This window comes from Actinomadura sp. 21ATH (assembly GCF_041951345.1).
GTDB lineage: Bacteria > Actinomycetota > Actinomycetes > Streptosporangiales > Streptosporangiaceae > Spirillospora.
Genome location: NZ_JBGNUR010000008.1, coordinates 209,657 through 234,198, shown reverse-complemented (window position 1 = coordinate 234,198; position 24,542 = coordinate 209,657). Strand labels below are relative to the sequence as shown.

Here is a 24,542-nt window from a genome sequence, read left to right as displayed (position 1 = left end):
GGCGGGCCGGAACGCGGCACGCTACAACGGCAGACATGCTGCACAAGTACCCCCGGACCCGGCATATCGAGGGGTCCCGGCTCCAGCCCGGCGACCACGACCTGGCCGCGGTCCCGTTCCGGGACATCGCCGGGCGGTACCTGGTCGTCGAGGAGAAGCTGGACGGCGCCAACTGCGGCATCAGCTTCGGGCCCGGCCGGGAGCTGCGGCTGCAGAGCCGCGGGCACTTCCTGACCGGCGGGCCGCGCGAGCGGCAGTTCGGGCCGCTGAAGGCGTGGGCGGCGGCGGTCCAGCACGCGCTGTGGGAGCGCCTCGGCGAGCGGTACGTCATGTACGGCGAGTGGCTCTACGCCAAGCACACGATGTTCTACGACGCGCTCCCCCACTACTTCTGCGAGTTCGACGTGCTCGACCAGCAGGACGGGACGTTCCTGTCCACGCGGCGGCGCCGCGAGCTGCTGGAGGGCACGCCGGTGGTGCCGGTCCCGGTCCTGTACGAGGGGACGCTGCGGCGGCTGCCGGAGCTGACCGCGCTCGCCGGCCCTTCGACGTGCCGTACCGGCCGGTGGCGGGACGCGCTGCGCGAGGCGGCGGCCGCGGGCGGCGCCGATCCGGAGCGGGTCGCGGGAGAGACCGACGCCGCCGAGGAGATGGAGGGCCTCTACGTCAAGGTGGAGGAGGGCGGGCGGACCGTCGGCCGCTTCAAGTGGGTGCGGCCGGGGTTCCTCACCGCGATCCTGGACGCGGGGACGCACTGGCAGGACCGGCCGATCGTTCCCAACGGCCTGGCCGATCCGGAGGTGCTGTATGCGGGTGTTTGAGGAGCTGTGCCCGGCGCCGCCGCGGTGGGAGGTGCCGTGGCCGGCGATCTGCGCGACGTTCAGTTGGGTGCGCGCGCTGGAGGGCGTCCCGCAAGACCCGGTGCACCACGCCGAGGGCGACGTGGCGGTGCACACCCGGATGGCGTGCGAGGCGCTGGCGGAGCTGCCGGAGTGGCGGGCGCGGCCGGCGGCCGAGCGGGTGCGGCTGTTCACCGCCGTGCTGATGCACGACGTCGCCAAGCCGTACTGCACGCAGACCGGCGACGACGGCCGGATCACCGCGCACGGGCACTCGCGGCGCGGCGACCTGATGGTGCGGCGGATCCTGTGGGAGCTGGGCGCGCCGGTGGCCTGGCGCGAGCACGTCGCGGCGCTGGTGCGCCACCACCAGGTGCCGTTCTGGGCGCTGGAGCGGCCCGACCTGCAGCGGATCGCGTTCCGGGCGAGCCTGCTGGCCCGCAACGACGACCTGGTGCTGCTGGCCACCGCCGACATCCTCGGGCGCGTGTGCGGCGACACCGCGGAGGTGCTGGACAGCATCGAGCTGTACCGGGAGTACTGCGCCGAGGAGCACTGCCTGAAGGGGCCGCGCGAGTTCCCGTCCGAGCACGCGCGGTTCTGGTACTTCCGCAGGCCCGGCCGCGACCCCGCGTACGCCGCCTACGACGACACGCGGCTGACGGTGACGGTGCTGTCGGGGCTGCCGGGGGCGGGCAAGGACACCTGGATCGAGCGCAACCGCCCGGACCTGCCGGTGGTGAGCCTGGACCGGATCCGCGGCGAGCTGGGCGTGGATCCGGCCGGCGACCAGGGGGCGGTGGCGGCCGCGGCGCACGAGCGGGCGCGCGAGCACCTGCGCGCGGGGCGCTCCTTCGTCTGGAACGCCACCAACGTGTCGCGCACGCTGCGCGAGCGGTGCACCGGCCTGATCGCCGGCTACCGGGGGCGGATCGAGCTGGTCGCGCTGGAGGCGCCGCCGGAGGTGCTGCGGCGCCGCAACCGGTCCCGTCCCGCGCCGGTGCCGGACGCGGTGGTCGACCGGCTGGTGCGGCGCTGGGAGACCCCCGACCCGACCGAGGCGCACCGGGTGGACTGGCTGCCGGCCGGCTGAGCGCCTCAGCGGCAGAAGAACCCGGCCAGGGCGGGCGCGATCGCCTCCGCGGCGACGTTGTGCTCCTGCCCTTCCAGGGTCCGGTACGTGGCGTCGGGCAGGGCCTCGGCGGCCGCGCGCGAGGCCGCCCGCAGCATGCCGGCGCTGGCGCCGCCGTCGAGCACCTGGGCGGGGATGCGGAGCGCGCCGAGCCGGCCGGCGGGCAGCAGCCCGTCGCCGAGGGCGGCGGCGTCGTAGCGCAGGGTGGGGGCGATCTTCTCCAGGCCGGCCCACATCGGCGACTGCCGCATGCCGGCGATGAACTCCTCGGGCAGTTCGGCCGCGCGGAAGAACAGCTCTGCGGCGTCGCCGTGGCGGCCGGCGATCAGCAGCTCGTGCAGCCGCCGGACGTACTCCAGGTGGCCGCGGGAGTCCTCCTCGGTGAGCCCGTAGGGGGGCTCCCACATCGACAGCCGGGTGACGGGGAGGCCGGCGGCGGCCGCCTCGGCGGCCAGGATCGCGCCCGAGGACGATCCCCACACGCCGGCCGCGCCGCCGGCGGCGCCGATCACCGCCCGCAGGTCCTGGATCTCGCGCTCCAGCAGCAGCGCCGGGGAGTACTCGCCGACGGCCTCGTCACCGCTGTCGCCGCGGCCGCGCCGGTCGTAGTTGAGCACCGTGCAGTGCGCGGACAGCAGTTCGGCGATCGGGGCGCTCACGCTCCGGTCGCAGGTGGCCCCGGCGACCAGCACGACGGGCGGCCCCGATCCCGCGCGCTCGTAGGCGATGACCGTGCCGTCGGCCGACCGTACCGTCTCCATCGGACCTCCCGTCGCGGCCGGGCGGATCCCGGCCCTCGATCTGGGCAGACCGGCCGGCGGCGCGGAACTCATCGCCCGGCGCCGCTAATCTTTGGCGACCTTCGCGGTGATGTAGGCGAGCTGGGCCTCCCGCTCGCGCCGGGCGACCGTCAGGGGCCAGGCGATGAAGGCGTGCAGGGCCTCGGCGACGACCTCCAGCTCGGTCTCGTTGCCGGCCGCCTCCCAGCGCGCGGCCATGAACAGCGAGTCGTCCAGGAGCGGGTCCTGCGTGCCGACGGAGAACCGGGCGGGCGGCATGCCGCGCAGGTCGGCGTACAGGGGCGAGACGTCGGGGGCGCGGCGCTCCTCGGGGCTCATGCCGGGCAGGAACTGGTCGTAGAACCAGGCCATGGTGCCGGTGGGGATGACGAGCATGTCCCGGGCGTGCCGCTGGCTGGGGGTCATGGACAGGTCGTAGGCGCCGAAGGTGAGCTGCGCGCCGGCGAACGCCCGCGCGCGCTCGCCCAGGCGCAGGAGCGTGACGACCGCCAGGTGGGCGCCGGCGGACTCGCCGCCGATGACGAGGCGGTCGGTGCCGAACTCGGCGGCGGCCTCGGCGATCAGCCAGCGGGCGGCGTCCTCGCAGTCGTCGGGGCCGGCGGGGTAGGGGTGCTCGGGCGCCAGCCGGTAGTCGACGCTGACGACGGCCACGCCGGCCGCCTGGGCCAGCTCCCACAGCAGCGGGTCCTGGCCGTCGGCGGAGCCCAGCGTCCAGCCGCCGCCGTGGATGTGCAGGAAGACCCCGTCCACCTGGGCGGGGCGCAGGATGCGCACGGTGACGTCGCCGCCGCGGCCGGGGACGGTGCGGTTCACCGCCTCGGCGATGCGGACGGGCGCGGGGAGGACGCCGGTCCCGCTCTCGCGTGCGGCGCGGATGGCGGGGGCGTCGTCGATCTCCTCCAGCGGGGGCTGGCCGGCCAGCAGCTCGGCGACCGCCGCGGTGAACTGCCGTGTTTCGTCGGCGACGTCCGTGCCCGTGGTGATACATCCCTGAACGGTCATGGCAGCCAAGTGTGCCGTGCGGCCCCGGCGAGCCCAAGATCTGCGGAGGTGCGAACATGAGCGAACCGGACGCCACGGCGACGGCGGACCTGGTGAACCGCGGCGAGGTCTCCGCTGTGGAGACCGTGCGGGCGGCGCTCGCCCGGCTGGCCGCCCGCGACCCGGCCCTGCGGGCGTTCACCGAGGTGCGGCCCGAGCGGGCGGTGGCGGCGGCGCGGCGCGTCGACGCGGCCGTGCGGCGCGGCGAGCGCCCGCGGCTGGCGGGGGTGCCGATCGGGGTGAAGGCGTGGCCGCGCTCGCAGGCGCTCCAGACTCCGCCGCTCGAACGCGCGGGGTGCGTGGTGGTGGGGCTGACGTCGGTGCCGGACGCGTCCACGCCGTGGCAGACCTGGGGCGGCACCGCCCGGGGCCCGACCGTGAACCCGTGGCGGCCCGACCGCACGCCGGGCGGCTCGTCGGCGGGCTCGGCGGCGGCCGTCGCGGCCGGGATCGTGCCGCTGGCGACCGGCAGCGACGGCGCGGGCTCGCTGCGGATCCCGGCGGCGTGGTGCGGGCTGGTGGGGCTCAAGCCGACCAACCGGCGGCTCCCGGCCCGCGACCGGGCGGGGCTGGCGGCGCTGGGCGCGCTCGCCCGCACGGCACGCGACGCGGCGCTGCACCTGTCGGTCATCCTCGGCGAGGAGTTCCCCGCGGCGGCGGGCGGGGAGCCGCTGCGCGCGGCGTGGTCGTCCACGCTCGGCTACGCCGAACCGGACGCCGGGGTGGAGGCGGTCGCCCGCGCCGCCGCCGGGCGGCTGCGCGACGCCGGCGCGATCACCTGGCACGGCGGGCGAGCCGCGGCGGGGCCGCGCCTGCTGGACCCGGGCCCGGTCTGGCGCGCACTGCGGGCGGGCCGCGACGACGCCGGATGCCGGCGGATCCGCGCGCGCAACGACGAGGCCCTGGACGCGCTGTTCGGCGAGGTGGACGTCCTGCTGACGCCGGCGGTCCCGGTGCCGCCGCACGGGCACGGCGGCCCGGGCGAGGCGATGGCCGTGGACCTGACGTGGGCGTTCAACGTCAGCGGCCATCCCGCGGTGAGCGTCCCGGCGGGCCTGGGCGCCGACGGGACGCCGGTGGGCCTGCAGGCGGTGGCCGCGCACGGCCGGGAGGCGGTCCTGCTGCGCGTCGCGGCGGCCCTGGAGGCGGTGTCGGAGGCGCTGTCCCCCGCGCCCGCTCCCTGAGGGCGGCCCCGGCCCTGGGGTCAGCGGTCGGCCTGCTCGCGCAGGGTGTCGGCCAGGTCGCGGACGGCCTGGCGCAGCCCGGCGGGACGGCGGACGGTGAAGGGCCACCCCAGGCCGGCGAGCATCTGGGCCATGCCGTCGAGGCGTTCGGCGCGGGTGCGCAGCAGCACTCCCCCGCCGGCGGCGGTGAGGGTGGCGGTCGTGGGCGGGATGCGGCGGCGCGCCTCCTCCAGGGTGGTCTCCAGCAGGACCTCGACGTCGTGCGCGTACGGGACGCGGGCCAGCGAGCCGGTGACCTGCCGTACGGGGTCGGCGTCCGCGGGGACGTCGTAGGTGGCGTCGCCGGGTTCGGCGGACTCCACGCGGTCGACGCGGAAGGTGCGGGCCTCGCCGCTGCGGTGGTCGTGCCCGGTGACATACCAGCGGCCGGAGTGGAAGACCAGGCCGTAGGGGTCGAGGTCGCGCTCGCTGGCCTCGCCCTTGAACGAGCGGTAGCGCAGCCGCACGCGGCGGCGGGCGCGGGCGGCCTCGGCGAGGGTGAGCAGCCGGGCGGTGGCGGGGGCGGCGGAGTCGCGGGCGGCGAGGGTGAAGCCGAGGGTGTCCTGCAGGGCCTGGACGCGTTCGCGCAGGGCGGCGGGCAGCACCCGCTGCACTTTGGCCAGGGCGCTTTCGGTGGCCTCGCCGGGCAGGCCGACGCGGCGGCCGGCCAGCAGGCCGAGGACGACGGCGGTGGCCTCGTCGTCGGTGAGCATCAGCGGCGGCAGCTTGTAGCCGGGCATGAGCCGGTAGCCGCCGTAGCGGCCGCGTTCGGCGGTGACGGGGACGCCGAGGTCCTCCAGGCGGGCCGCGTACCGCCGGACGGTGCGCTCGTCGACGCCGAGGCGGCGGGCGAGCTCGGCGCCGCCCATGCGGTGGTGCGCCTGGAGGAGTTCGAGCATCGTCAGGATGCGCGTCGTGGGGTGTGACACCGATCACCGACTCATTCCGGGCGGATTCTGTCCGGTATTGACCATACGCTCTTCTCATCAGCGACGACAGGGAGTGCATGATGACGACGTTCGTACTGGTCCCCGGTTTCTGGCTCGGCGCCTGGGCGTGGGAGGACGTGGCCCGCGAGCTGCGCGCGGCCGGCCACGAGGTGCACGCGGTGACGCTGCCCGGGCTGGCCGAGCGGGCGGGCGAGGCGGCTGCGGAGGAGGTGGACGTGGAGACCCACATCGCCCACATCGTCGGGCTGATCGAGGGCGCGGACCTGCGCGACGTGGTGCTGGTCGGGCACAGCGGGGCGAACATGCCGGTGACCGGCGCGGCCGACCGGATCCCCGGCCGGCTGGCGCGGGTGGTGTACGTGGACACCGCGCCGCTGCCGCCGGGGATGGCGCAGATCGACTTCAACGACCCCGAGGAGCGGGCCGCGATCGAGAAGCGGGTGGCCGAGGAGGGCGGCGGCCGGCTGATCCCGCCGCCGCCGTTCGACCCGGCCGCCGACCCGCACCAGCTGGCGGGGCTGGACGAGGCGGCGCTGGCGCTGCTGCGCGAGCGCGCCACGCCGCAGCCGGTGGGCACCGCGACGCAGGCGCCGGCGCGGCCGGAGACGGTTCCGGACACGCCCAAGACGATGATCGCCTGCACGTTCCCGCTGCCGGCGGTGCGGCAGATGATCGAGAGCGGCAACCCGGTGTTCGGGATGCTGGCGGGCCCGGAGTGGAGCTTCCGGGAGCTGCCGACCGGGCACTGGCCGATGCTGTCGCGCCCGGCCGACCTGGCGGCGCTGCTGGCCGAGCTGTAGCGGCCCGGCGGGCCGCTAGGGCCTGGTGAAGGTGCAGGGCAGCCGCTTGTAGCCGTTGATGAACGACGACATCAGGCGGTCGGGCTCGCCGTCGGCGCGAAGGTCGGGCAGCCGCGTGAACAGCTCCTTGAACATCACGCTGATCTCGCGGCGGGCCAGGTTGGCGCCCAGGCAGAAGTGCGGGCCCGGCCCGCCGAACCCGACGTGCGGGTTGGGCGAGCGGGTGATGTCGAAGGCGTCGGGGTCGTCGAACACCGATTCGTCGCGGTTGGCGGAGTTGTAGAACAGCATCACCTTGTCGCCGGCGCGGTAGGTGTGGCCGTTCATCTCGTGGTCCTGCGTGAGGTTGCGGCGGAAGCAGATGACGGGGGTGGAGACCCGCACGATCTCCTCGACGGCGCCGCCGATGCGGCCGTCGAAGTCCTCCAGGAGCAGGTCCTTCTGCTCGGGGTGGTCGGTGAACAGCTGGAGCCCGTGCGCGATGGCGGTGCGGGTGGTCTCGTTCCCGGCCACCACGAGCAGCAGGAAGAACGTGCCGAACTCGCGCGCGGTGAGCTTCTCGCCGTCGAGGTTGGCGTTGACCAGGGCGGAGGTGAGGTCGTCGGTGGGGTTCTTGACGCGCTCGCGGCCGAGCCGGGCGGCCAGGCGGTGCAGCTCGCGGCTGGCCCAGGCGACCTTGGCCAGGCCCAGGCCGGTGCGCACGCGGCCCATGTCGGGGGTGATGCCGGTGTACTCGGGGTCGGAGTTGCCCAGCACGATGTTGGTCAGCCGCAGCATCCGCGGGTAGAGGTCCTCGGGGATCCCGAGCATGTCGCAGATGATCTCGACGGGGAGCCGGACGGCGACCTTGGCGACGAAGTCGCCGGGCCCGGAGGCGATCAGCTCGTCGACGATCCGCACCGCGCGGGCCTGGACGTCGTCCTCGGTCTTGGCCAGCATCTTGGGGCTGAACGCGCGGGAGACGATCCGGCGGATCTTGGCGTGCCGCGGGTCGTCCATGTTGATCATCGAGTTGACGTACTTGTCCAGCCACGCCGGGCCGTCGATGACGGTGGTGGCATTGGGCTCGCTACTGAAGATCTTCGGGTTGCGGCTGGCCTCCAGGACGTCGGCGTGCCGGACCAGGGCCCAGTAGCCGGGGCCGGGCTTGGCGAACGGGACGGGCGGGTCGGGGTAGAACCGCGGCCCCTCCTCGGCCCGCAGCCGCGCGAACGCCGCGGCGCGCTCGGTCAGCGGGCGGCCCCAGAAGTTCAGGTCGCTCAGGTCGATGTCGTCATGGACCGCGCTCGCCGGCCGGATGGCCACGGTGCCTCACCTCCGTCGGTACGCCCCCAAGCTTGGATAAGTGCCCGATTACGGTCAATGGGCGCGGCGCTGCTGTGACCCACCACACAGCCCCGCCGCGCCCGTCCCCCGGGTCTCCCGGTCCCCGGGGCCGGCTGGTCATGCCTTCTCGTTCTCGTGCTCCTGGACCTTGGCCATGATGGCGTCGCTGGCGGCGCCGAAGAAGGCGGCGCGGTTCCGCGCGGCCCAGTCGCGGCTGGCGGCGGGCGCCTGCGCGGTGCCCTGGAAGACGGGCGCGACGTAGCGGGCGAACAGCTCGTAGGAGTGGCGGGTGCGTTCGGTGTCGGCCCATTCGTGGGCCATCAGCAGGTACGTGCCGAAGCCGCCGGACTGCTCGGCCAGCCGCCGGATCTGCGCGATCGCGTCGTCGGGGGTGCCGATGACGCCCAGGCCGGTGGCGTTGATCGCCTCGACGAGCCGGTCGGGGTCGTCGGTGTCGGGCGCGATCGGCAGCGCGGCGACCTTCTGGAAGTAGGCGACCCAGTCGGCCAGCCCGAACGCGACGTCGCGGGCGGCCTGCTCGCGCGTCTCGGCCAGGTGCATGGGCCCCACCAGCCGCCAGTCGGCCCGGACGGGGGTGGTGCCGTACTCGGCGGCGCGTTCCTCCAGGGCGCCCCAGTGGTAGCCGAGCGCGTCGAACCCGGCGGTCTGGGTGGCGCCCAGCGACAGCAGCGAGCAGCCGTACCGGCCGGCGGCGCGCGGCCCGGCCGGGGACACCATCGCGGCGACGGCGACCTCCAGCTCGCCGCCGTAGGGGCGCAGCTGCAGGCGCGCGTCGCGCAGCTCGAACCAGCCGGTCTTGCGGGTGACGGGCTCATCGCCGCGCAGCAGCGCCAGGATCGCCTCCAGGCCCTCCTCCATCATGTCGCGCTGCTCGGCGACCTCGATGCCCATCATGTACGCGTCCGACGGCAGCGCGCCGGGTCCGGCGCCGAGCATGACGCGGCCGCGGGTGAGGTGCGACAGCAGCACCATGCGGTCGGCGAGCATCAGCGGGTGGTGGTAGGGCAGCGAGGGCACGCCGGTGCCCAGCCGGATGTGGCGGGTGCGTTCGGCGGCGGTGGCGATGAACACCTCGGGCGAGGCGATGAGCTCGTGCCCGGCGGAGTGGTGCTCGCCGATCCACGCCTCGTCGAAGCCGAGCCGGTCGAGGTGGACGATCAGGTCGAGGTCGCGTTCGAGGGCGAGCGTGGGGTTCTGGCCGCAGGGATGGAAGGGGGCGAGGAAGGTGCCGAAGCGCCGGGGACCTGCCGGGGCGGGAGTGCTCATGCGTTGACCCCTGTCGGATGGACGAGGCGAACGGACTAGAACGCCGTTCGCCTCGTCCCTATCACGGCGGGCCCGGTGCCGTCAGCCGGCGTCGGGGCCGGTGCGGGCGAGCGGGAGCGTGCCGTCCAGGTACGCCTTGCGGCAGGCGGTGCGGGACACCTTGCCGCTGCTGGTGCGCGGCAGCCCGCCGGGCTCGATGAGGACCAGGTCGCCGACGCGCACGTCGTGGTGGTGCCTGACGGCGGCGCGGACGGCGTCGGCGACCTCGGCGGCGTCGAGGCGGCGGACGGGGACGCGGCGGTTGCGCTCGGCGACGACGACGAGGTCCTCGGTCTCCTCGCCGGGGACGGCGAACGCGGCGACGTACTCGCGGCGGACGCCGTCGTGGGCGTTGTAGGCGGTGTACTCGATGTCCTGGGGGTAGTGGTTGCGGCCGTCGATGATGACCAGGTCCTTGATGCGGCCGGTGACGTACAGTTCGCCGTCGTGCACGACGCCGAGGTCGCCGCTGCGCAGCCAGGGGCGCTCGGGCAGGTCGCCGCGGTCGCCGGCGAGGGCGGCCCCGTAGGTCTCGGCGGTGGCCTCGGGGCGGCCCCAGTAGCCGGCGGTGACGTTGGGCCCGTTGATCCAGATCTCGCCGACGCGGCCGTCGGGGACGCGCTCGCGGGTGGCCGGGTCGACGATGGCGATGTGCTGGCCGTAGGGGGTGCCGCAGCCGACCATGACGGTGGCGCGCTCGTCGTCGCGGTCGCAGGGCCGCGCCTCGCCGGCGTTGAGGGCGTCGCGGTCGAACGCGCGGATCGTGGGCTTCTCGTAGCGCGAGGACGAGGACACGTACACCGTCGCCTCGGCGAGGCCGTAGGCGGGGACCTGCACCTCGGGTCGCAGCCCGTGGTCGCGGTAGGCGTGCAGGTAGCGGGTGAGGGTGCCCTCGCGGATGGTCTCGGCGCCGTTCATGAAGACCTGCACGCCCGACAGGTCAAGGGCGGCCTTCTCCTCCTCGCTCACCTTGGTGGACAGGTACTCGTAGGCGAAGTTGGGCGCGCAGGTGAAGGCGTGGCTCTGCTTGCTGAGCTGCTCCAGCCACCGTACGGGGCGCATGATGAACGCGACGGGGTCCATCAGGACGGCGGGGCTGGCGTGGGCGATGGGCAGCGCGACGGCGGTGACCAGGCCCATGTCGTGGAAGAGGGGCAGCCAGTTGACGCCGGTGGACACGCGCGGGATGCCGTCGAAGGTGCCCCAGCACTGCTCGGCGTTAACGGCGATGTTGCCGTGGGTGACCATCACGCCGGCGGGGACGCGGGTGGAGCCGGAGGTGTACTGGAGGTAGGCCAGGTCGTCGGCGTCGATCGGCTCGTCCTGCCAGGTCAGGGCAGGGTCGGCCGGGTCGGCGCGGTCGGCGGCGATGACGGCCTTGGGGCGCGGCAGGGTGTTGTCGTCGAAGAACGCCTCGACGTGCGGGAGGGCCTCGGTGGTGGTGAGGACGCATTCGGGTTCGGCGTCGGCGTAGACGGCCATGAGGCGGTCGGCGTGGCCGGGCAGGTCGGGCGAGAACACCGGCACGGCGATGACGCGGGCGTACAGGGCGCCGAGGAAGGCGATGACGTAGTCGAGGTTCTGCGGGGCGAGGATGGCGGCGCGCTGGCCGGCGTCGGTGGTGCGGCGCAGGGTGGCGGCGACGGCGCGGGCGCGGGCGTCCAGTTCGCCCCAGGTGATGTCGACGTCGACGCCGGCGGGGTCGGTGGCGTAGTCGACGTAGGTGTAGGCGCGGTCGGCGGGATACAGCTGGGCCCAGCGGGCGAGCCGGGTGGTGAGGGGGGTGCGGTCGAGGCCGCCGGGGGTGGTGGTCATGGCTGCTCCAGGGGCGTGCGTGTCGCGGGCCCGGCGCTCAGGGGCGGTGCTCGGAGGCGGGTGCTCAGGGGCGGTGTCCCGGGGCCGTCGGGCGTGGTGCTCGGGGTGCCGTTCAGGGGGTGGTGATGCGGCGGGCGGCGAGGCGCTTCTCGTCGGGCCAGCGGACGTCCCAGACCCAGCCGAGCTTCTCGAACAGCCAGATGACGCGGGCGCTGATGTCGATCTGGCCCTTGAGGACGCCGTGCCGGGCGCAGGTGGGGTCGGCGTGGTGGAGGTTGTGCCAGGACTCGCCGAAGGAGGGGATGGCCAGCCACCACACGTTGCGGGACCGGTCGCGGGTCCTGAAGTGCTCCTTGCCGAAGACGTGGCAGATGGAGTTGATGGAGAAGGTGATGTGGTCGCCGGCGAACACGCGCAGCAGCCCGGCCCAGAACAGCGCGGTGACGGCGCCGTGCCAGGACCAGGTGAGCAGGGCGCCCAGGCCCATGGGGACCAGGAGGGTGGTGGCGGCGATGAGGACGTACACGTCGTTGCGGCCCAGCAGCCGCAGGTCCTTGTCGGCGAGCAGGTCGGGGGCGTACTTGCTGCGCGAGGTGCGGTGCTTGCGGAACAGCCAGCCCATGTGGGCGTGGAAGAGGCCCTTGGTCAGGCCCCACACGCCGGGGCCGAACGCCCAGGGCGAGTGGGGGTCGCCTTCCTGGTCGGCGTACTTGTGGTGGCGGCGGTGGTCGGCGACCCAGAAGATGACCGAGCCCTGCCATGCCTGGCCGCCGAGGATCGCCAGGGCGATGCGCAGCCAGCGCTTGGCCTTGAAGCCGCCGTGGGTGAAGTGGCGGTGGTAGCCGACGGTGATGCCCAGGGCGTTGAAGGGGTAGAGGAAGGCGAAGATGGCCACGTCGGTCCAGCCCAGGCCCCAGCCCCAGAAGAAGGGGACGGCGGCGAGCACGCCGGCGATGGGCGCGACGACGAAGACGACGACGCTGATCCGCTCGACGAGCGGGACGGCCTTGGGTGAGATGTCCGGTTGCGGGGCCCTGCTGCCCGCCTCGGCGACGCCCGCTGTCATGGAGGCTCCTTCTCGCGGTTCGGGAATGCGCACGACCGTACGGGCCGGGTGCCGCGGAGGGCTTCTGTGCCATCTCAACTGTTGCGCGGGACGTTGCGCAGTCGGTTGACAAGAACCGCCGCCGGAGGCGGGTGCGGGTGGGAGCGGGAGTCGGGAGCGGAGGAGTGGAGGAGGGCGGGGGCAGGCGGGGGGCGGGACAGGCGGCCGGCGCGGGCGCCGGGCGATGGATCGTTCCTCAGACGATTGATCCTGACTTGGAATCAGGTGTCGGCCCGGCGTGCCACGGCACAGTTCCCGTGGTGTCGATTGAAGTGGCCGGGGGCGCCCGCGGGCAACCCCTTTTCGCGTTCTGCCCGGACGCGGCGCGTCAGGTGGCGGCGAACAGGGAGGCGTAGACGGCGCGGTCGCCGTCGGTGACGATCTGGCCGGCCAGGTGGGGGCCGGTGACGGTCGACAGCCGCAGCCCGAGGTAGCGCTCCTCCTCGGCGGTCTGGAGGGGGCCGGCGGGCAGGTCGGCGAGCCAGCCAGCGACCTCGGCGACGCGGCCGGCGCGGTCGCGGTCGAGGGCGGCGCGCAGGCCGGCCAGGTCGCCGGCCTCGTAGGGCGCCGCCGGCCCGGCGGGCGGTGCGGGTTCGGCGCGCCAGGCGGGGACGCCGTAGGCGAAGGCGACCAGGGCGGTCCAGACCTCGGCGAAGTAGGCGGGGTCGGGGGCGATCTCCAGGCCGGCGAAGCGGCCGGCGACGAAGAACAGGGCGCCGAGCTGGCCGGGCTGGAGTTCGAGGCGGTTCTGGAACTGGGTGAGGACGGGGCGGCGGCGGGAGAGGATCTGCTCCAGGTGGCCGCGGGCGGGCAGGCCGCAGCCGCGGTTGAGGGCGGTGATGTCGTTCCAGAGCTTGGCGTGGTCGTGGACGCCGCGCAGTTCCAGGGCGCGGGCGCGCAGTTCCAGCGGGAGGACGAAGAACCACTGGTCGCGTTCGGCGAGGTAGCCGCCCTGGCTCTGCTGGACGCAGCAGGCGTCCTCGAACATCAGCGACTGGCCGGGGGCCAGGAACGCCGAGCGGCACAGGGCGTGGTTCTGGGCGGCGTCCTGGACGTAGCCGATGTGCAGGGGGACGATCGCGACGCCGCCGCCGGCGCCGGCGCCGTTGCGCAGTTCGAGGCGGCCGTACCCGGCGACGCGGGTGAGCTTGAGGCCGGTGCGGGGCGGGGCGATGCCGGGGTAGGGCGGCCCGGTGACGGGGACCATGGTGAGGGCGCCGGCGCGCTGGGGGGTGCCGAGGCGGTGCCCGGCCAGGCTGAGCGGTCCGGGCACGAGCGCGTCGAGCGCGGTGGGCTCGCTCATCGGGGGGTCCTTCCGGTTCTGGCCGCTGGGCGGCCGGTCAGGCGGCGGGGCGGTCCAGGAGCCGCGCGGCGCGCCGGTCGAGCAGGTCCAGGCGGGCGCGGAGGGTGTCGCGCAGCCAGGGGCCGCCGGCGGCGCAGTGCCCGAACATCCAGGGCAGCAGTTCGGCGAAGTCGTCCTGGTGCCAGAAGCCGCGCTGCGGGAGGGCTGGCGCGGGGCGGCGCAGGGTGAGGTCGTCGCCGCCGGTGAACATGGCGTGGCAGAAGACGACGGGGGTGGTGACGCCGGCGCGCGGGAGGGTGGCCACGACGCGGGCGAGGTCGCCGGGGAAGAGGTTCTCGTAGCCGTCGGAGACGACGGCGACCAGGTCGGGCGCGGTGCCCAGGGCGTCCAGGACGCCCATGGCCAGGTCGGTGGCGCCGCGGGGGGCGCGCTCGTCGCCGCCGACCTCGATGACCTCCAGCCGGGCGCAGACCTGCGACAGCAGCATGCGCAGGGCGGCGGCCTGCGACAGCACGGCCCATTCGCGCTCGCCGTGGCCGCGCATGGACGCCGAGGCGTCCAGGACCAGGGCGAGGGTGCCCTCGAAGCGGGGGAACGCGGCGGCGGCGGTGCCCAGGTAGCCGTTGAGGGCCACGTACAGGTCCTCGGCGGGGCCGCCGCGGTAGAGGTGGACGAGGGTGGCGGCGATGTCGCCGCGGTTGGTGGCGGTGACGGTCTGGGGGCGTTCGCGGACGGCGTCGATGGTGAGCGCGGGCTCGTGCGGGCCGGGCGCACCTGCCGTGCCGGCCGTGCCGGGGGTGCCGGGTTCGGCGGGGTCGGGGGTGGCGGCGGGGCGCGCCTGGTAGAGGGCGCGGACGCGGGGAAGGGCGGTCGCGGGGGCGGCGAGGAAGCGCAGCAGGCGGCGCTGCAGGTAGTCCGAGCCGGTGTCGCCGCCGGCGACGCGGCGGGCGCAGCCGCGGGCGGTGGCCTTGCCGAGGGCGTGCTCGAAGCAGTCGACGAGCGCGGGGCGGCGGGCGGCGATGAGGGCGTCGGCGGCGGGGTGCTCCAGGACGAAGCGCAGCGCGGCGCGGGTGGTGTGCTTGTGGTTGGCGCGCAGCCGGCGCAGGCCGAGCAGGACGGTGATGACGTGGCCGGGCGGGAGCGCGAGGGTGAGGACGCGGGCGGTCCGGGCGAGGGTGGCGCGGGTGGCGTCGTCGAGGCCGGCCTGGGAGGCGGCCAGGATCTGCAGCAGCACGCGGGCGCGCTGCCAGGGCGCCACGCCGGGGGCCAGCCCGAGCAGCGCGTAGCCCTCGGGGTCGTCGGTGTAGGCGGCGCGGTGGAAGTCCGCGTCGTCCCAGCACAGGGTGCCGCCCCTGGGCAGGGTCAGGGGTCCGGTGCCGGTCTCCAGATGGCCGAGGAGTGTGGGGGTGTCCATGATTGTCTCGCCTCCGCAATCATGGAGTCTAAGAATCGCCGCGAGTGCCCCGACACTCATTTTCCGGCGGGGCCGTCCCGGTGCGGGGCGCGGGGGCCGGGTCAGGCGGGTTTGACGGCGTAGTCGCCGATGCCGTTCTCCAGCAGGCCGTAGACGCGTTCGACGGCGGCGTACACGTCGGCGCGCATCTCCTCCAGCGACTGGCCGGCGAGCCTGCGGGCGACGATCTCCTGGATGAGGACGAACTGCGCCGACATGAGCATGGAGGCGACGGTGCGGGGGCCGAGGTCGTCGGGGTCGGCGCCGGTCTCCTCGGCGAGGATGGCGGCCAGCTCGTCCTGGGAGCGCTGGCCGATCTCGCGCTGGCGGGCGGTGAGGGCGGGGCTGTCCATGACGGTCTTGGCCCAGACCTCGCTGCCCTCGTGGAAGGCGGTCTGGTAGGCGTTGCCGTCCAGGCCCTCGACGAACATGCGGTGGAAGACCGCGACGGCCGACTCGCCGGGGCGCCGGTCGCGGAACGCCCGCGCGGCCTGCTCGGCGATCTCGTCCTGGCGGTCGAAGAACAGGTCCTCCTTGGTCTTGAAGTAGTTGAAGACCGTGTTGACCGACACGTCGGCGGCGCGGGCGACGTCGGCGATGGTGACGTTGTCGAAGCCGCGGGTGATGAACAGGCCGGTGGCGATGTCGGAGAGCCGCTGCCGGGTCTCGCGCTTCTTGCGCTCGCGCAGCCCGAGTTCCTGCCCCTGCTCCTGCCTCTGTTCCCGTTCGCGCCCGTCGCGGTCCTGGATCTCCCGTTCGGTCATGGCGGAGATTCTAGCCGGACCTGGTGCCGCACAAATTTTGGTATCACTTAAAAATTTGGGTTACTCTATCGGCGATCCGAGGGAGGCATCTGTGATCGAGGCACACGGGCTGGCCCGTACCTTCACCACCAAGCGCGGGCCGGTCGAGGCCGTGCGGGGCGTGGACCTGTCGGTCGCGCCGGGCGAGATCGTGGGGTTCCTGGGCCCCAACGGCGCGGGCAAGAGCACGACGCTGCGCATGCTGACGACGCTGCTGGCGCCGACGGCCGGGACGGCGACCGTCGCCGGGCACGACCTGCGCGCCGACCCGGCGGGCGTGCGGCGGCGCATCGGGTACGTCGGGCAGAACGGCGGCACCGACCCCGCCGTCCCGGCCGGCGAGGAGCTGCGGCTGCAGGCCGACCTGTACGGGGTCGCCGGAGCGCGCGAGCGCATCGCCGGGCTGTGCGCCCGGCTGGACCTGGCCGGGCTGGAGGCGCGCCCGGCGGGCTCGCTGTCGGGCGGGCAGCGCCGCCGGCTGGACATCGCGCTGGGGCTGGTGCACGCGCCGCCGCTGGTGTTCCTGGACGAGCCCACCACCGGCCTGGACCCGCAGTCGCGCGGCAACCTGTGGGAGCACATCCGGCGGATGCGCGCCGAGGACGGCACCACCGTCTTCCTCACCACGCACTACCTGGACGAGGCCGACGCGCTGTGCGACCGGATCCTCATCATCGACCACGGCGCGATCGTCGCCGAGGGCACGCCCGGCGACCTCAAGCGCCGCGTCTCCGGCGACGTGGTCACCCTGGAGCTGGCCGAGGAGAAGGACGCCGCCCGCGCCCGCGACGCGCTGGCCGGGAACGCCGCCGTCCGCGAGGCCGCCGTCACCGGCGGGGAGCTGCGGCTGACGGTGGAGGACGGCGACCACGCGCTGATGGGCCTGGTGCGCGCGCTGGACGCCGCCGGCGTGGAGCTGGCGTCGCTGCGCCTGGCCCGTCCCACGCTCGACGACGTGTTCCTGACCGTCACCGGCCGCTCCCTGCGCGACGCCGCCTGAACCGGGCCGTTCCCTCTTTCCTGAACCCCCCTCTCTCCTTGGAGGTCCTCGTGCAGTTCGTGCGCGACACCCGCCTGATCTTCGGCCGCTACCTGCGGCAGACGCTGCGCAGCAAGGTCGCGGTCGTCTTCGGCGCGCTGCAGCCGCTGCTCTACCTGCTGTTCTTCGGCCCGCTGCTGCGGAACATGACCGGCGTGCAAGGCTTCGGCGCCGGCGACGCCTGGCAGGTGCTGGTGCCGGGCATCCTGGTCCAGCTGTCGCTGTTCGGCGCCGGGTTCGTCGGGTTCGGCCTGATCGCCGACCTGCGCGCCGGGGTGGTGGAGCGGCTGCGCGTCACGCCGGTCAGCCGTACCGCGCTGCTGCTGGGCCGGGTGCTGCGCGACACCGCGGTGCTCTCGGTGCAGGCGGTCATGCTGCTGGCCGCCGGGCTGGCGCTGGGGCTGCGCGCGCCGCTGGCCGGGATGCTGGCGGGGCTGGCGCTGGTGGTCCTGCTGGCGGTGAGCGTCGCCTCGCTGTCGTACGTGCTGGCGATGGCGACGCGTACCGAGGACGCGTTCGCGCCGCTGCTGTCGACGGTCACGCTGCCGCTGATGCTGCTGTCGGGGGTGCTGCTGCCGATGACGATGGCGCCGGGCTGGCTGCGCGCGGTGTCGGCGTTCAACCCGTTCCGGTACGTGGTGGACGCGGTGCGCGCGGTGTTCGCCGGGGACTGGGGCGGCGCGGCGGTCGTGCGGGGCGCGGCGGTCACCGCGGTGCTGCTGGCGGTGTCGGTGGCGCTGGGCGCGCACCGGTTCCGCCGCGAGAACGCCTGACCGGCGCCGCCGCCCTCACCGGTCCCGTCCCGTCCCGCGCGGGTCAGGGCCGGTTGAGGGCGGGCGCGGGAACCGGCGGGGCCGCCACGGGCGGGTCGTGGTCGATGACGGCGCGCTGGGCGATGAACGCCCCGGCCAGCACCACGGCGCCGCCGGCGATCTGGACCGGCGCCAGCCGCTCGCCGAGCGCGGCCCAGGCGATGAGGGTGGCGGCGACCGCCTCGGTGTAGCAGATGGCGCCGGCGACCTGCGCCGACAGCCGCTGCACCCCGGCGACGCCCGCCAGGTACGCCAGGACGGTGCTGACCAGGATGATCCAGGCGGCCAGCAGCCAGCCGGGCGCGCTGCGGTCCCCGACCGGGACCGCGTCGGCGAGGACGTGCCACGGCAGCGTCCAGGGCACGGCGATCAGGGTGAGCGCGGCGGCGGCGACCACGCTGCCCACGGCGGTCATGGCCAGCGGGTCCACCTCGCCGGCCAGCCGGTCGATGATGAGGAAGTAGGCGGCCTGGCACGCGGCGGCGCCCAGCCCCGCCGCCAGGCCGAGCGCGTCCAGCGCGAGCCCGGCCCAGACCTGCACCACCATCGCCAGCCCGGCGACCGCGACGGCGACGCCGGCGACGGCGGTGCGGTGCACGCGGGCGCGGCGCACCAGCCGCAGCCACGCCAGCACCATGACCGGGCCGGTGAACTCCAGCAGGATCGCGATGCCGACCGGCAGCCGGGACGCGGCGACGAAGTAGAACGCCTGGCAGCCGGCGACGCCGGTCACCCCGTACAGCGCGAGCCGGGGCAGGTGGGGGCGCAGCGCGCGGGTGGCGGCGAGGCCGCGCAGCACCAGCACCAGCGGGACCAGCACCAGCGCGGCGCCGGCGATGCGCAGCCAGACCGCCTGCAGCGGGGTCAGGCCCGCGCCGATGAGCGCCTTGCCGAACGGGCCGGACGCGCCGAAGGCGACCGAGGAGAGCACGGCGAAGGCCAGCCCTGTGGTGCGGGTGCGCGCCGCCTGGTCCATGTCGCCGCTCCTCGCTCTCGCTCGCCCGGTCCGCCCGGTACGTCCAGTCCGCCTGGTTGCGGTGGGTGCGCCTGTCGCGTCCACTCTTGCCCGCTCCCGCCAAGATAAGGAGCATCATGGCATAACGGTCCTTACCGGTGGGCGATTCGGGCATCCCCGCAGGCGGCCGGAGTTGCCGGATCGATGCCGGGGGCGGCCCCGCGAACGACTAGCATTCGCCTGGTGAACTGGCAGGGGGCCGGGGCGGGACCCGGTACAAGCGGGGGCGGATCGGCGGGCGACCTCTTCACGGCGGTCGAAGGCAACGTCAGGGAGCTGGTCGCCTCGCCGTGGTGGGCGTCCGCGGCCCCGCAGCAGCGCGCCGAGCAGGTCGCCGCGCGGATGCTGTGGGGCGCCAGCGAATGGTGGCTGTACGGCGCGTGGGGACGCTGGTACCGCTGCGGCCTGGACGGCAACTGGCACCCGTGCCCTCCCCCGGTCGCCCCGGCCGACCGCGCCGCCGTCGTCCCGGCACCGCGCGGCGCCGGCACCCCGCCGGTGCCGCCGCAGCTGTACCCGACCGGCCCGGACCTGTCGGCCGGCCAGGTCGCCTCGCTGGGCTTCCTGGGCCCGGCGCCCGACACCTCGGTGGTCGCGCGCATCCAGCAGGCGCTGACGACGGCATGGGCGGTCAACCCCGCCCAGTTCGCCCAGCAGGACCCGATGTTCCAGCCCGGCACGCCCAGCACGGTCGCCGCCGCGTGGGGCGCGCTGCTGTGGTGCGCCGGATCCCCGGTGGTGCTGATCGAGCATCCGCTGATCGAGTCGTTCATCCCGTTCCTGACCACCCCGGCCGAGCGGCTGCACTGGATGATGCCGCCCGACTTCGGCACGCTGGCCGGCTACTACATCAACCGGCTGCTGGCCGGCGACGGCGGCGGCGCCGCCCACATCGCCCGGGTGATGTACGAGGTCGCCGCCGGCCTGCAGGGCGACGCCCGGTTCCGGCCGGGCGCCGACGCGCTGGCCGCGGTCACCGCCGCCTCGCTGCGGCTCGTCCAGCAGGACATCGCCACCGCCCGCTACGGGCCCGCGGCCGTGCTGCAGGAGTGGCGCCGCCGCTGCCCGGCCGAGTACGCCACCCCGATGGTGCGCGACGCCGCCCCCGGCGAGTACCTGCGCCTGGCCCTGTACGACCTCCAGCAGCAGCTGGCCGCGCGGACCGGCGCGCGGCAGGTCACCGGCGGCCGCCCGCACGACGAGGTGCGCCGCGCGGGCGTGGCCGCGCTGGCCGCCGACCTGCAGACCGCGCCCAACGCGCTGCCGGCCCTGCAGCGCTGGCTGGACCCCGACAGCGCCCGCACCCTGCAGGCGGTCCTCACCGACGCCCACCACCCGCTGCGCGACCTGTGGCCGCGCGACGGCCGGCTGCCCGAGACGCTCCGCACCGACGACGCCGACGCGCTCGCCGCGCTGCTGGCCACCACCTACACGCTGGGGCTGACGTGGTGCCGGCTGGCGCAGGTGCCGCCGCCGGCGACCGGGTTCGCGCTGCCGCAGGCGATCGCGGCGGAGCTGACCAGCCCCGCGATGCACACCCCGCCCTCCACCGACGAGCTCAGCGCGTGGGACATCATCAAGGCGGCCCGCGCGCACCTGGCCTCCGAGCGCGATGCGCAGGCCGCGGCCGGTCCCGACGAGCCGGTCGCGCCGCTCCCCCCGGCCCCGCCCGCGCCGCCGGGACCCTCCGAGCGCCCGCCGGGGCCTCCCCCGCAGGCGGCCCCGGCCCCGCCGCCGCAGGGCATGCCCGCCCCGCCGCCCGCCGCGGAAGGGCCGGGCCACGGCATCCCCGGCGTCCCCGAGGCAGGGGCACCGCAGGCGCAGGACGCGGGCGGCGACCCCTACGCCGCGGCATCGCCGCCCCCGCGGATCCCGCCGCCCCCCGCCCCGGCCGCGCCCCCCGCGGCCGCCGCGCCCGTGCCCCCGCCCGCGCCGCCCGCGCCCGCCGCCGACGAGGCGTACCGGCAGGCGCCCCCCGAGGCGGCCCCGCAGGGGCCGCCGGTGCCGCCCCCGTCCCCGGCCGTGCCGCCCGCGCCGCCCACGGCCCCGGTGTGGCCGGGCGCCGACGCCCCCGGCTCGGGCGGCCCGGGAGCCCCGGGAGGCGGGGAGCCGGCGTGGCCGGCCGACCCGTCGGTCACCCACATGGATCCCGGCCCTTTGGGCGCGACGCAGCTCGATCCGTCCGGTGCCGGACCGGCGCGGCCGGCCTGGCCGGGCGCGGACGTGGCGCAGGAGGGGCCGCCGGCGCCCGAGGCGTCGCTGCCGCCGCCGCCCGCGCCGGTGCCCGAGCCCCCGCCGCCCGTCCCGGCGGCGCCCGACCCGGGCCCCAGCCCGCAGGTCGCCGAGGCGTACGGCATCCGGTTCCTGTGCGGCGGCGACGACATCGAGCGGGTCGTCACCGAGGTGCGGCGGCGCGGCAAGTGGGCCAAGCGGCTGCGCGGCCAGGAGGTGTCCAGCGCCTCGGTGCCGGCGCTGCTGCTGATCGGCGGCCCGTCCAGCGGGCAGCGCCGGCTGGCGCGGATGGCGGCCCGCGCGCTGGCGGAGGTCGAGGTCTCCAGCGGCGAGGTGCGCACCATGCACGCCGACGACCTGCGCGAGCGCGGCCCGGACGGGCTGCGCGCGGCGCTGGATGAGCACGCCGGCCACGTCCTGCTCCTGGAGGGGCTGGAGACGCTGATCCTGGACCATCCGCAGGGCGCGGCGTTCGCCTCGGCGCTGTACCGGGCGCGGCTGGAGGGCGTCAGCGACACCGCGCTGCTGGGCACCTGCGAGCCCGAGCGCGTCGGCGAGCTGTCGGCGGCCTCCCCCGAGCTGGTCACCGACCTGCGCGCGGTGCGGCTGCCCGACCTCGGCGAGCCGCGGCTGCGGCGCGCGCTGCTGGCGCTGCTGGCCGAGGAACGGCGGCTGGAGCTCGGCGCCGACGCGTGGCGGGTCGTGGACCGCGACCTGCCCGGGCTGCGCCCGCTGGGCCGCCTCACCGGCGCGCGCCTGGTCGAGGCGTACCTGGACCGCGCCGCGACCCGCCACCTGGGCCGCGCGGAGGCGACGCAGGCGATCGGCGCCGCGTCCACCCTCGCCCTGACGGCCGCCGACTTCGAGGGGATCGCCGCGGAGCTGTCGTGACCCCGCCATCGCCGCCGTCCGGACGCGCGGGCCGGTGGTGTCTGTCCTGACACGGACGGTGGGCGGATAATGTCGGCGGCGCGGGTCACCATGGTGGGGTGAACCGCGTCGACCGGCTGCTGGCGCTGGTGTCGGAGCTGCGCGCAGCCGCCCCCGAGCCCCTGACCGCCGACGAGCTGGCCGAGCGCCTGCGGGTGAGCGGCCGCACGGTGCGCCGCGACCTGGAGATGCTGGTGCACGGCGGGCTGCCGGTACGGATCGAGCGCGGCCGCGGATACGTCCTGCCGCCGGCGCCGCCGCCGTCGCGGCTGTCGGAGGTGGCCTCGCTGATGGGGCCGGTCCACGACACGCTCGCCGAGGCGGTGCGGACGCGCCGGGTGGTGCGGCTCGCCTACAACGACCAGTCCGGGTCGCGCAGCTTCCGGGACGTGGAGGCGCACGGCCTGGTCGTGGCCCCGTACGCCGAGTACCTGGTGGGCTGGTGCCGGATGCGGGACGGGCCGCGGATGTTCCGCCTGGACCGCATCGGCGCGGCCTACCTGTCGGGGCGGGCGACGGGGATGCGGGATCTGGACGAGCTGCTGGCGGCGCTGCGCGTTCCGGTGCCGCGGCCGCCGTCGGATCCGGTGCCGCGCGGCCCCGCGGGCGCGGCCCGCGCGCGGGCGTGGACGCTGGATCGCCTGCAGTACGTGCGGACGCGGCTGTGGGAGGCGACCGAGGAGGTCCGCGCGGGCTCGGGCGGCGCGGCGGCGCTGCGGGGTGTGCTGGGGCATCTGGCCGAGTGGACGCGCTGGCAGCTGGCGGCGATCCGCGCGGCGGCGGGCGAGGAGCGGGTGTACGCGGGGCGCCGCCCGGAGTTCCCGCCGGAGTTCGAGGGGGATCTGCCCTATGACACGCGGGAGCGGATGATCCAGGACGCGATGGCGCTGCGGTCGCTGGGCGAGCTGGCCCGTGACCTGCAGGAGGTGCTGGAGGCGGCGGGGCACTGGTGCGCGGGGTCCGACGACGCGCTGTGGGAGGGCGCCTTCCCCGAGCCGAGCCCGTCGGGGGCGCCGGGTCCGCCGCGGCCGCTGGCCGATCTGCTGGGGGGCTGGCGCAGCCCGCTGGCGCACATCGAGTGGCATCTGGACCGTCTCACCGATGAGCCTCCGTCGGTTCCGGCGGTGCTGGAGGAGGACGAGGAGGAGGTCTGGCTGACCGACCGCTGCCCGCTGCAGACCTGATCCCGCCGGCGCGGCCTGGGTTCTTGCGGGTCCGGTGCGCGTTGCGGTGCCCGGGCGGTTGGTTCCGGCGGCCCCGCCACGGCACGCCCCCGACAGGGGCGGCCGAGGGCTGCCGTTCGCCGGGGGTGCGGCCGGGTGAGGCTGCGCGGCGGGGGCGGTCCGCGGGCGGGTCAGGGTGAGGGGGAGGTGATGGGTTCGGGGCCGGGGTCGGGACCGGCCGGAAGCGGCTGGGCCTGCGCCGGGGCCGGTGCCGTCGTGGTCGCCGGGTGGTGGTTCAGGTGGCGGGTGAACCAGACGGTCTTCCCGGGGCCTTCGGGGCGGGTGCCGAAGGCGGAGGCCAGGGCGCCGACCAGCATCAGGCCGCGGCCGTTCTCGGCCTGGTCGGACGGGCCGCGGCCGGGCGGGGCGGGGGCGGCGGGGTCGTCGTCGGCGACCTCGGCGGTGAGGTGGGCGGCGTCCAGCCGGAGCCGGAGCCGGACGGGGCCGCGGCCGTGGACGACGGCGTTGGCGACGAGTTCGTCGACCATGAGGACGACGTCGTCGCGGTCCTCGGGGGTGCCGACGTTCCAGCCGGCCAGGGCGCGTGCGGTGAGGGCGCGTGCGCGGGCGGGGCTGGCGGGGGCGGCGGGCAGTACCCAGCGGGCGGTGCGGTGGTGCGGTGGTCGCCGGCTCGCGGTCAATGCCCCGTCTCCTCACTGCTGCGGCCATCCGTGCCGGTCGCCGCGGGCCCGCGCGGCCGCCGGCGTTCGTCCCGGATCCGGGCGGGCCGGGCGCCGGCGGGCACCCTTCACCAATGTGGACGCAACGCCCGCCGCGGTGGTGCACGGGTCCAGGTCGGCCTCACCGCGGGGACAGGTGATCGGGAACGGGCGGCTAGATGTGGAATGAGCACCCCTCGGATGCCGTTATGGTGGGTGATGTCGGTGTGGCATGTGTCCCCCGGGCTCTACCCTTAGCCTTCGAGGAATACCGTCGGGCCGTACGGTCCGGGCAGGAGCCCCGTTGTGCCTTTCGCCGTGAGGCGACCACCACACCGGCCTTGACGTGCAGGCCCCGGCGAGATCGACGATCTCGCCGGGGCCTGACGTGTTTCCGCGGGTTGTCGGCGGGGCGGGGTTTCGCCGGCGCTAGGAGAAGGCGGTGACGGCGGCCGCGGCTACGGCGGTCAGCACGCCGAGCACGGCGACCGCCACGGCGGCGATGACGCGGATGCGGCGGGTGCCCGGCGGGCGCTGGGGCCGCCGCCGGCCGGTCCGGTCGGCCTTTGCGAGTTTCGAGAAACGATGGGCCAGCCGCGGGTCGTCCTCGCTGAGGTGGACCTCGATCTGCGCGAGGATCCGCCGCTCCTCCATCGACAGCGCCATGCTCTTTACCTCCGGGGGGCGTTCACGTGCCTTGTTCTTCCCCCGGCACC

At 75.6% G+C, this 24,542-nt stretch carries 21 protein-coding genes; 8 read left to right on the top strand and 13 right to left on the bottom strand.

All coding sequences use genetic code 11. The features are described 5' to 3' along the window. Positions 1–35 precede the first annotated feature (35 nt). Positions 36–821 (top strand): RNA ligase family protein, encoded by a 786-nt coding sequence (locus tag ACA361_RS24195; RefSeq protein WP_375015297.1) that lies wholly within the window; start codon positions 36–38, stop codon positions 819–821. After that, complete coding sequence (locus ACA361_RS24190; protein ID WP_375015295.1) at positions 808–1,932, top strand: AAA family ATPase; 1,125 nt, start codon at positions 808–810, stop codon at positions 1,930–1,932. The genes ACA361_RS24195 and ACA361_RS24190 overlap by 14 nt, the downstream gene beginning before the upstream one ends. Before the next feature lie 5 nt (positions 1,933–1,937). On the opposite strand, the gene ACA361_RS24185 is transcribed toward ACA361_RS24190, so the two are convergent. Both ACA361_RS24185 and ACA361_RS24180 read right to left on the bottom strand, forming a co-directional pair. Further along, the gene (locus ACA361_RS24185) at positions 1,938–2,732 is read right to left on the bottom strand and encodes an alpha/beta fold hydrolase (protein WP_375015294.1); all 795 of its coding nucleotides are present in this window, start codon (positions 2,730–2,732) and stop codon (positions 1,938–1,940) included. Positions 2,733–2,816: 84 nt separating this feature from the next. Next, a complete protein-coding gene (locus tag ACA361_RS24180; protein WP_375015292.1) occupies positions 2,817–3,773 on the bottom strand; it encodes an alpha/beta hydrolase in 957 nt (318 codons plus the stop codon). A gap of 56 nt (positions 3,774–3,829) precedes the next feature. Between ACA361_RS24180 and ACA361_RS24175 the strand changes: the two genes are divergently transcribed. Further along, positions 3,830–4,996 (top strand): amidase, encoded by a 1,167-nt coding sequence (locus tag ACA361_RS24175; protein ID WP_375015290.1) that lies wholly within the window; start codon positions 3,830–3,832, stop codon positions 4,994–4,996. 20 nt (positions 4,997–5,016) lie between these two features. Here the strand turns inward: ACA361_RS24175 and ACA361_RS24170 are convergent, their stop codons facing one another. After that, entirely contained in the window at positions 5,017–5,964 is a 948-nt protein-coding gene (locus ACA361_RS24170) for a helix-turn-helix transcriptional regulator (RefSeq protein ID WP_375015288.1), read from the bottom strand. Between the two features lie 80 nt (positions 5,965–6,044). On the opposite strand from ACA361_RS24170, the gene ACA361_RS24165 reads away from it, so the two are divergent. Beyond that, entirely contained in the window at positions 6,045–6,785 is a 741-nt protein-coding gene (locus tag ACA361_RS24165; protein ID WP_375015286.1) for an alpha/beta fold hydrolase, read from the top strand. Positions 6,786–6,800: 15 nt separating this feature from the next. On the opposite strand, the gene ACA361_RS24160 is transcribed toward ACA361_RS24165, so the two are convergent. The 7 genes from ACA361_RS24160 to ACA361_RS24130 form a co-directional block, all read right to left on the bottom strand. Further along, on the bottom strand, positions 6,801–8,090 hold the full coding sequence (locus tag ACA361_RS24160; protein ID WP_375015284.1) for a cytochrome P450: 1,290 nt from the start codon (positions 8,088–8,090) through the stop codon (positions 6,801–6,803). Between the two features lie 138 nt (positions 8,091–8,228). Beyond that, on the bottom strand, positions 8,229–9,398 hold the full coding sequence (locus ACA361_RS24155) for an LLM class flavin-dependent oxidoreductase (RefSeq protein WP_375015282.1): 1,170 nt from the start codon (positions 9,396–9,398) through the stop codon (positions 8,229–8,231). Between the two features lie 81 nt (positions 9,399–9,479). Beyond that, a complete protein-coding gene (locus tag ACA361_RS24150) occupies positions 9,480–11,252 on the bottom strand; it encodes a fatty acyl-AMP ligase (RefSeq protein ID WP_375015280.1) in 1,773 nt (590 codons plus the stop codon). A 112-nt stretch (positions 11,253–11,364) separates the two neighbouring features. Next, positions 11,365–12,318, bottom strand: coding sequence for an acyl-CoA desaturase (locus ACA361_RS24145; protein ID WP_375015278.1), 954 nt, complete (start codon positions 12,316–12,318; stop codon positions 11,365–11,367). A 367-nt stretch (positions 12,319–12,685) separates the two neighbouring features. Beyond that, on the bottom strand, positions 12,686–13,660 hold the full coding sequence (locus ACA361_RS24140; RefSeq protein WP_375015276.1) for an ARPP-1 family domain-containing protein: 975 nt from the start codon (positions 13,658–13,660) through the stop codon (positions 12,686–12,688). Between the two features lie 37 nt (positions 13,661–13,697). Beyond that, positions 13,698–15,074, bottom strand: a complete 1,377-nt coding sequence (locus tag ACA361_RS24135) for a hypothetical protein (protein ID WP_375015274.1) — start codon at positions 15,072–15,074, stop codon at positions 13,698–13,700. Positions 15,075–15,175: 101 nt separating this feature from the next. Continuing rightward, entirely contained in the window at positions 15,176–15,877 is a 702-nt protein-coding gene (locus ACA361_RS24130; protein ID WP_375015272.1) for a TetR/AcrR family transcriptional regulator, read from the bottom strand. 91 nt (positions 15,878–15,968) lie between these two features. Between ACA361_RS24130 and ACA361_RS24125 the strand changes: the two genes are divergently transcribed. Continuing rightward, positions 15,969–16,916 carry an ATP-binding cassette domain-containing protein gene (locus tag ACA361_RS24125; RefSeq protein WP_375015270.1) on the top strand — a complete coding sequence of 316 codons (948 nt, stop codon included), beginning with the start codon at positions 15,969–15,971 and terminating at the stop codon, positions 16,914–16,916. A gap of 50 nt (positions 16,917–16,966) precedes the next feature. Beyond that, entirely contained in the window at positions 16,967–17,728 is a 762-nt protein-coding gene (locus tag ACA361_RS24120; protein WP_375015268.1) for an ABC transporter permease, read from the top strand. A 43-nt stretch (positions 17,729–17,771) separates the two neighbouring features. On the opposite strand, the gene ACA361_RS24115 is transcribed toward ACA361_RS24120, so the two are convergent. Beyond that, positions 17,772–18,743: a DMT family transporter gene (locus ACA361_RS24115; protein ID WP_375015266.1), complete on the bottom strand. Its 972-nt coding sequence runs from the start codon at positions 18,741–18,743 to the stop codon at positions 17,772–17,774. Between the two features lie 222 nt (positions 18,744–18,965). On the opposite strand from ACA361_RS24115, the gene ACA361_RS24110 reads away from it, so the two are divergent. Together ACA361_RS24110 and ACA361_RS24105 are read left to right on the top strand one after the other, a co-directional pair. After that, the gene (locus ACA361_RS24110) at positions 18,966–21,905 is read left to right on the top strand and encodes a hypothetical protein (RefSeq protein ID WP_375015265.1); all 2,940 of its coding nucleotides are present in this window, start codon (positions 18,966–18,968) and stop codon (positions 21,903–21,905) included. A 98-nt stretch (positions 21,906–22,003) separates the two neighbouring features. Continuing rightward, entirely contained in the window at positions 22,004–23,128 is a 1,125-nt protein-coding gene (locus ACA361_RS24105; protein WP_375015263.1) for a helix-turn-helix transcriptional regulator, read from the top strand. 170 nt (positions 23,129–23,298) lie between these two features. On the opposite strand, the gene ACA361_RS24100 is transcribed toward ACA361_RS24105, so the two are convergent. Together ACA361_RS24100 and ACA361_RS24095 are read right to left on the bottom strand one after the other, a co-directional pair. Beyond that, positions 23,299–23,808 carry an ATP-binding protein gene (locus tag ACA361_RS24100; protein WP_375015261.1) on the bottom strand — a complete coding sequence of 170 codons (510 nt, stop codon included), beginning with the start codon at positions 23,806–23,808 and terminating at the stop codon, positions 23,299–23,301. A 447-nt stretch (positions 23,809–24,255) separates the two neighbouring features. Then, positions 24,256–24,492 (bottom strand): DUF3040 domain-containing protein, encoded by a 237-nt coding sequence (locus ACA361_RS24095; RefSeq protein WP_375015259.1) that lies wholly within the window; start codon positions 24,490–24,492, stop codon positions 24,256–24,258. Positions 24,493–24,542: the final 50 nt, after the last annotated feature.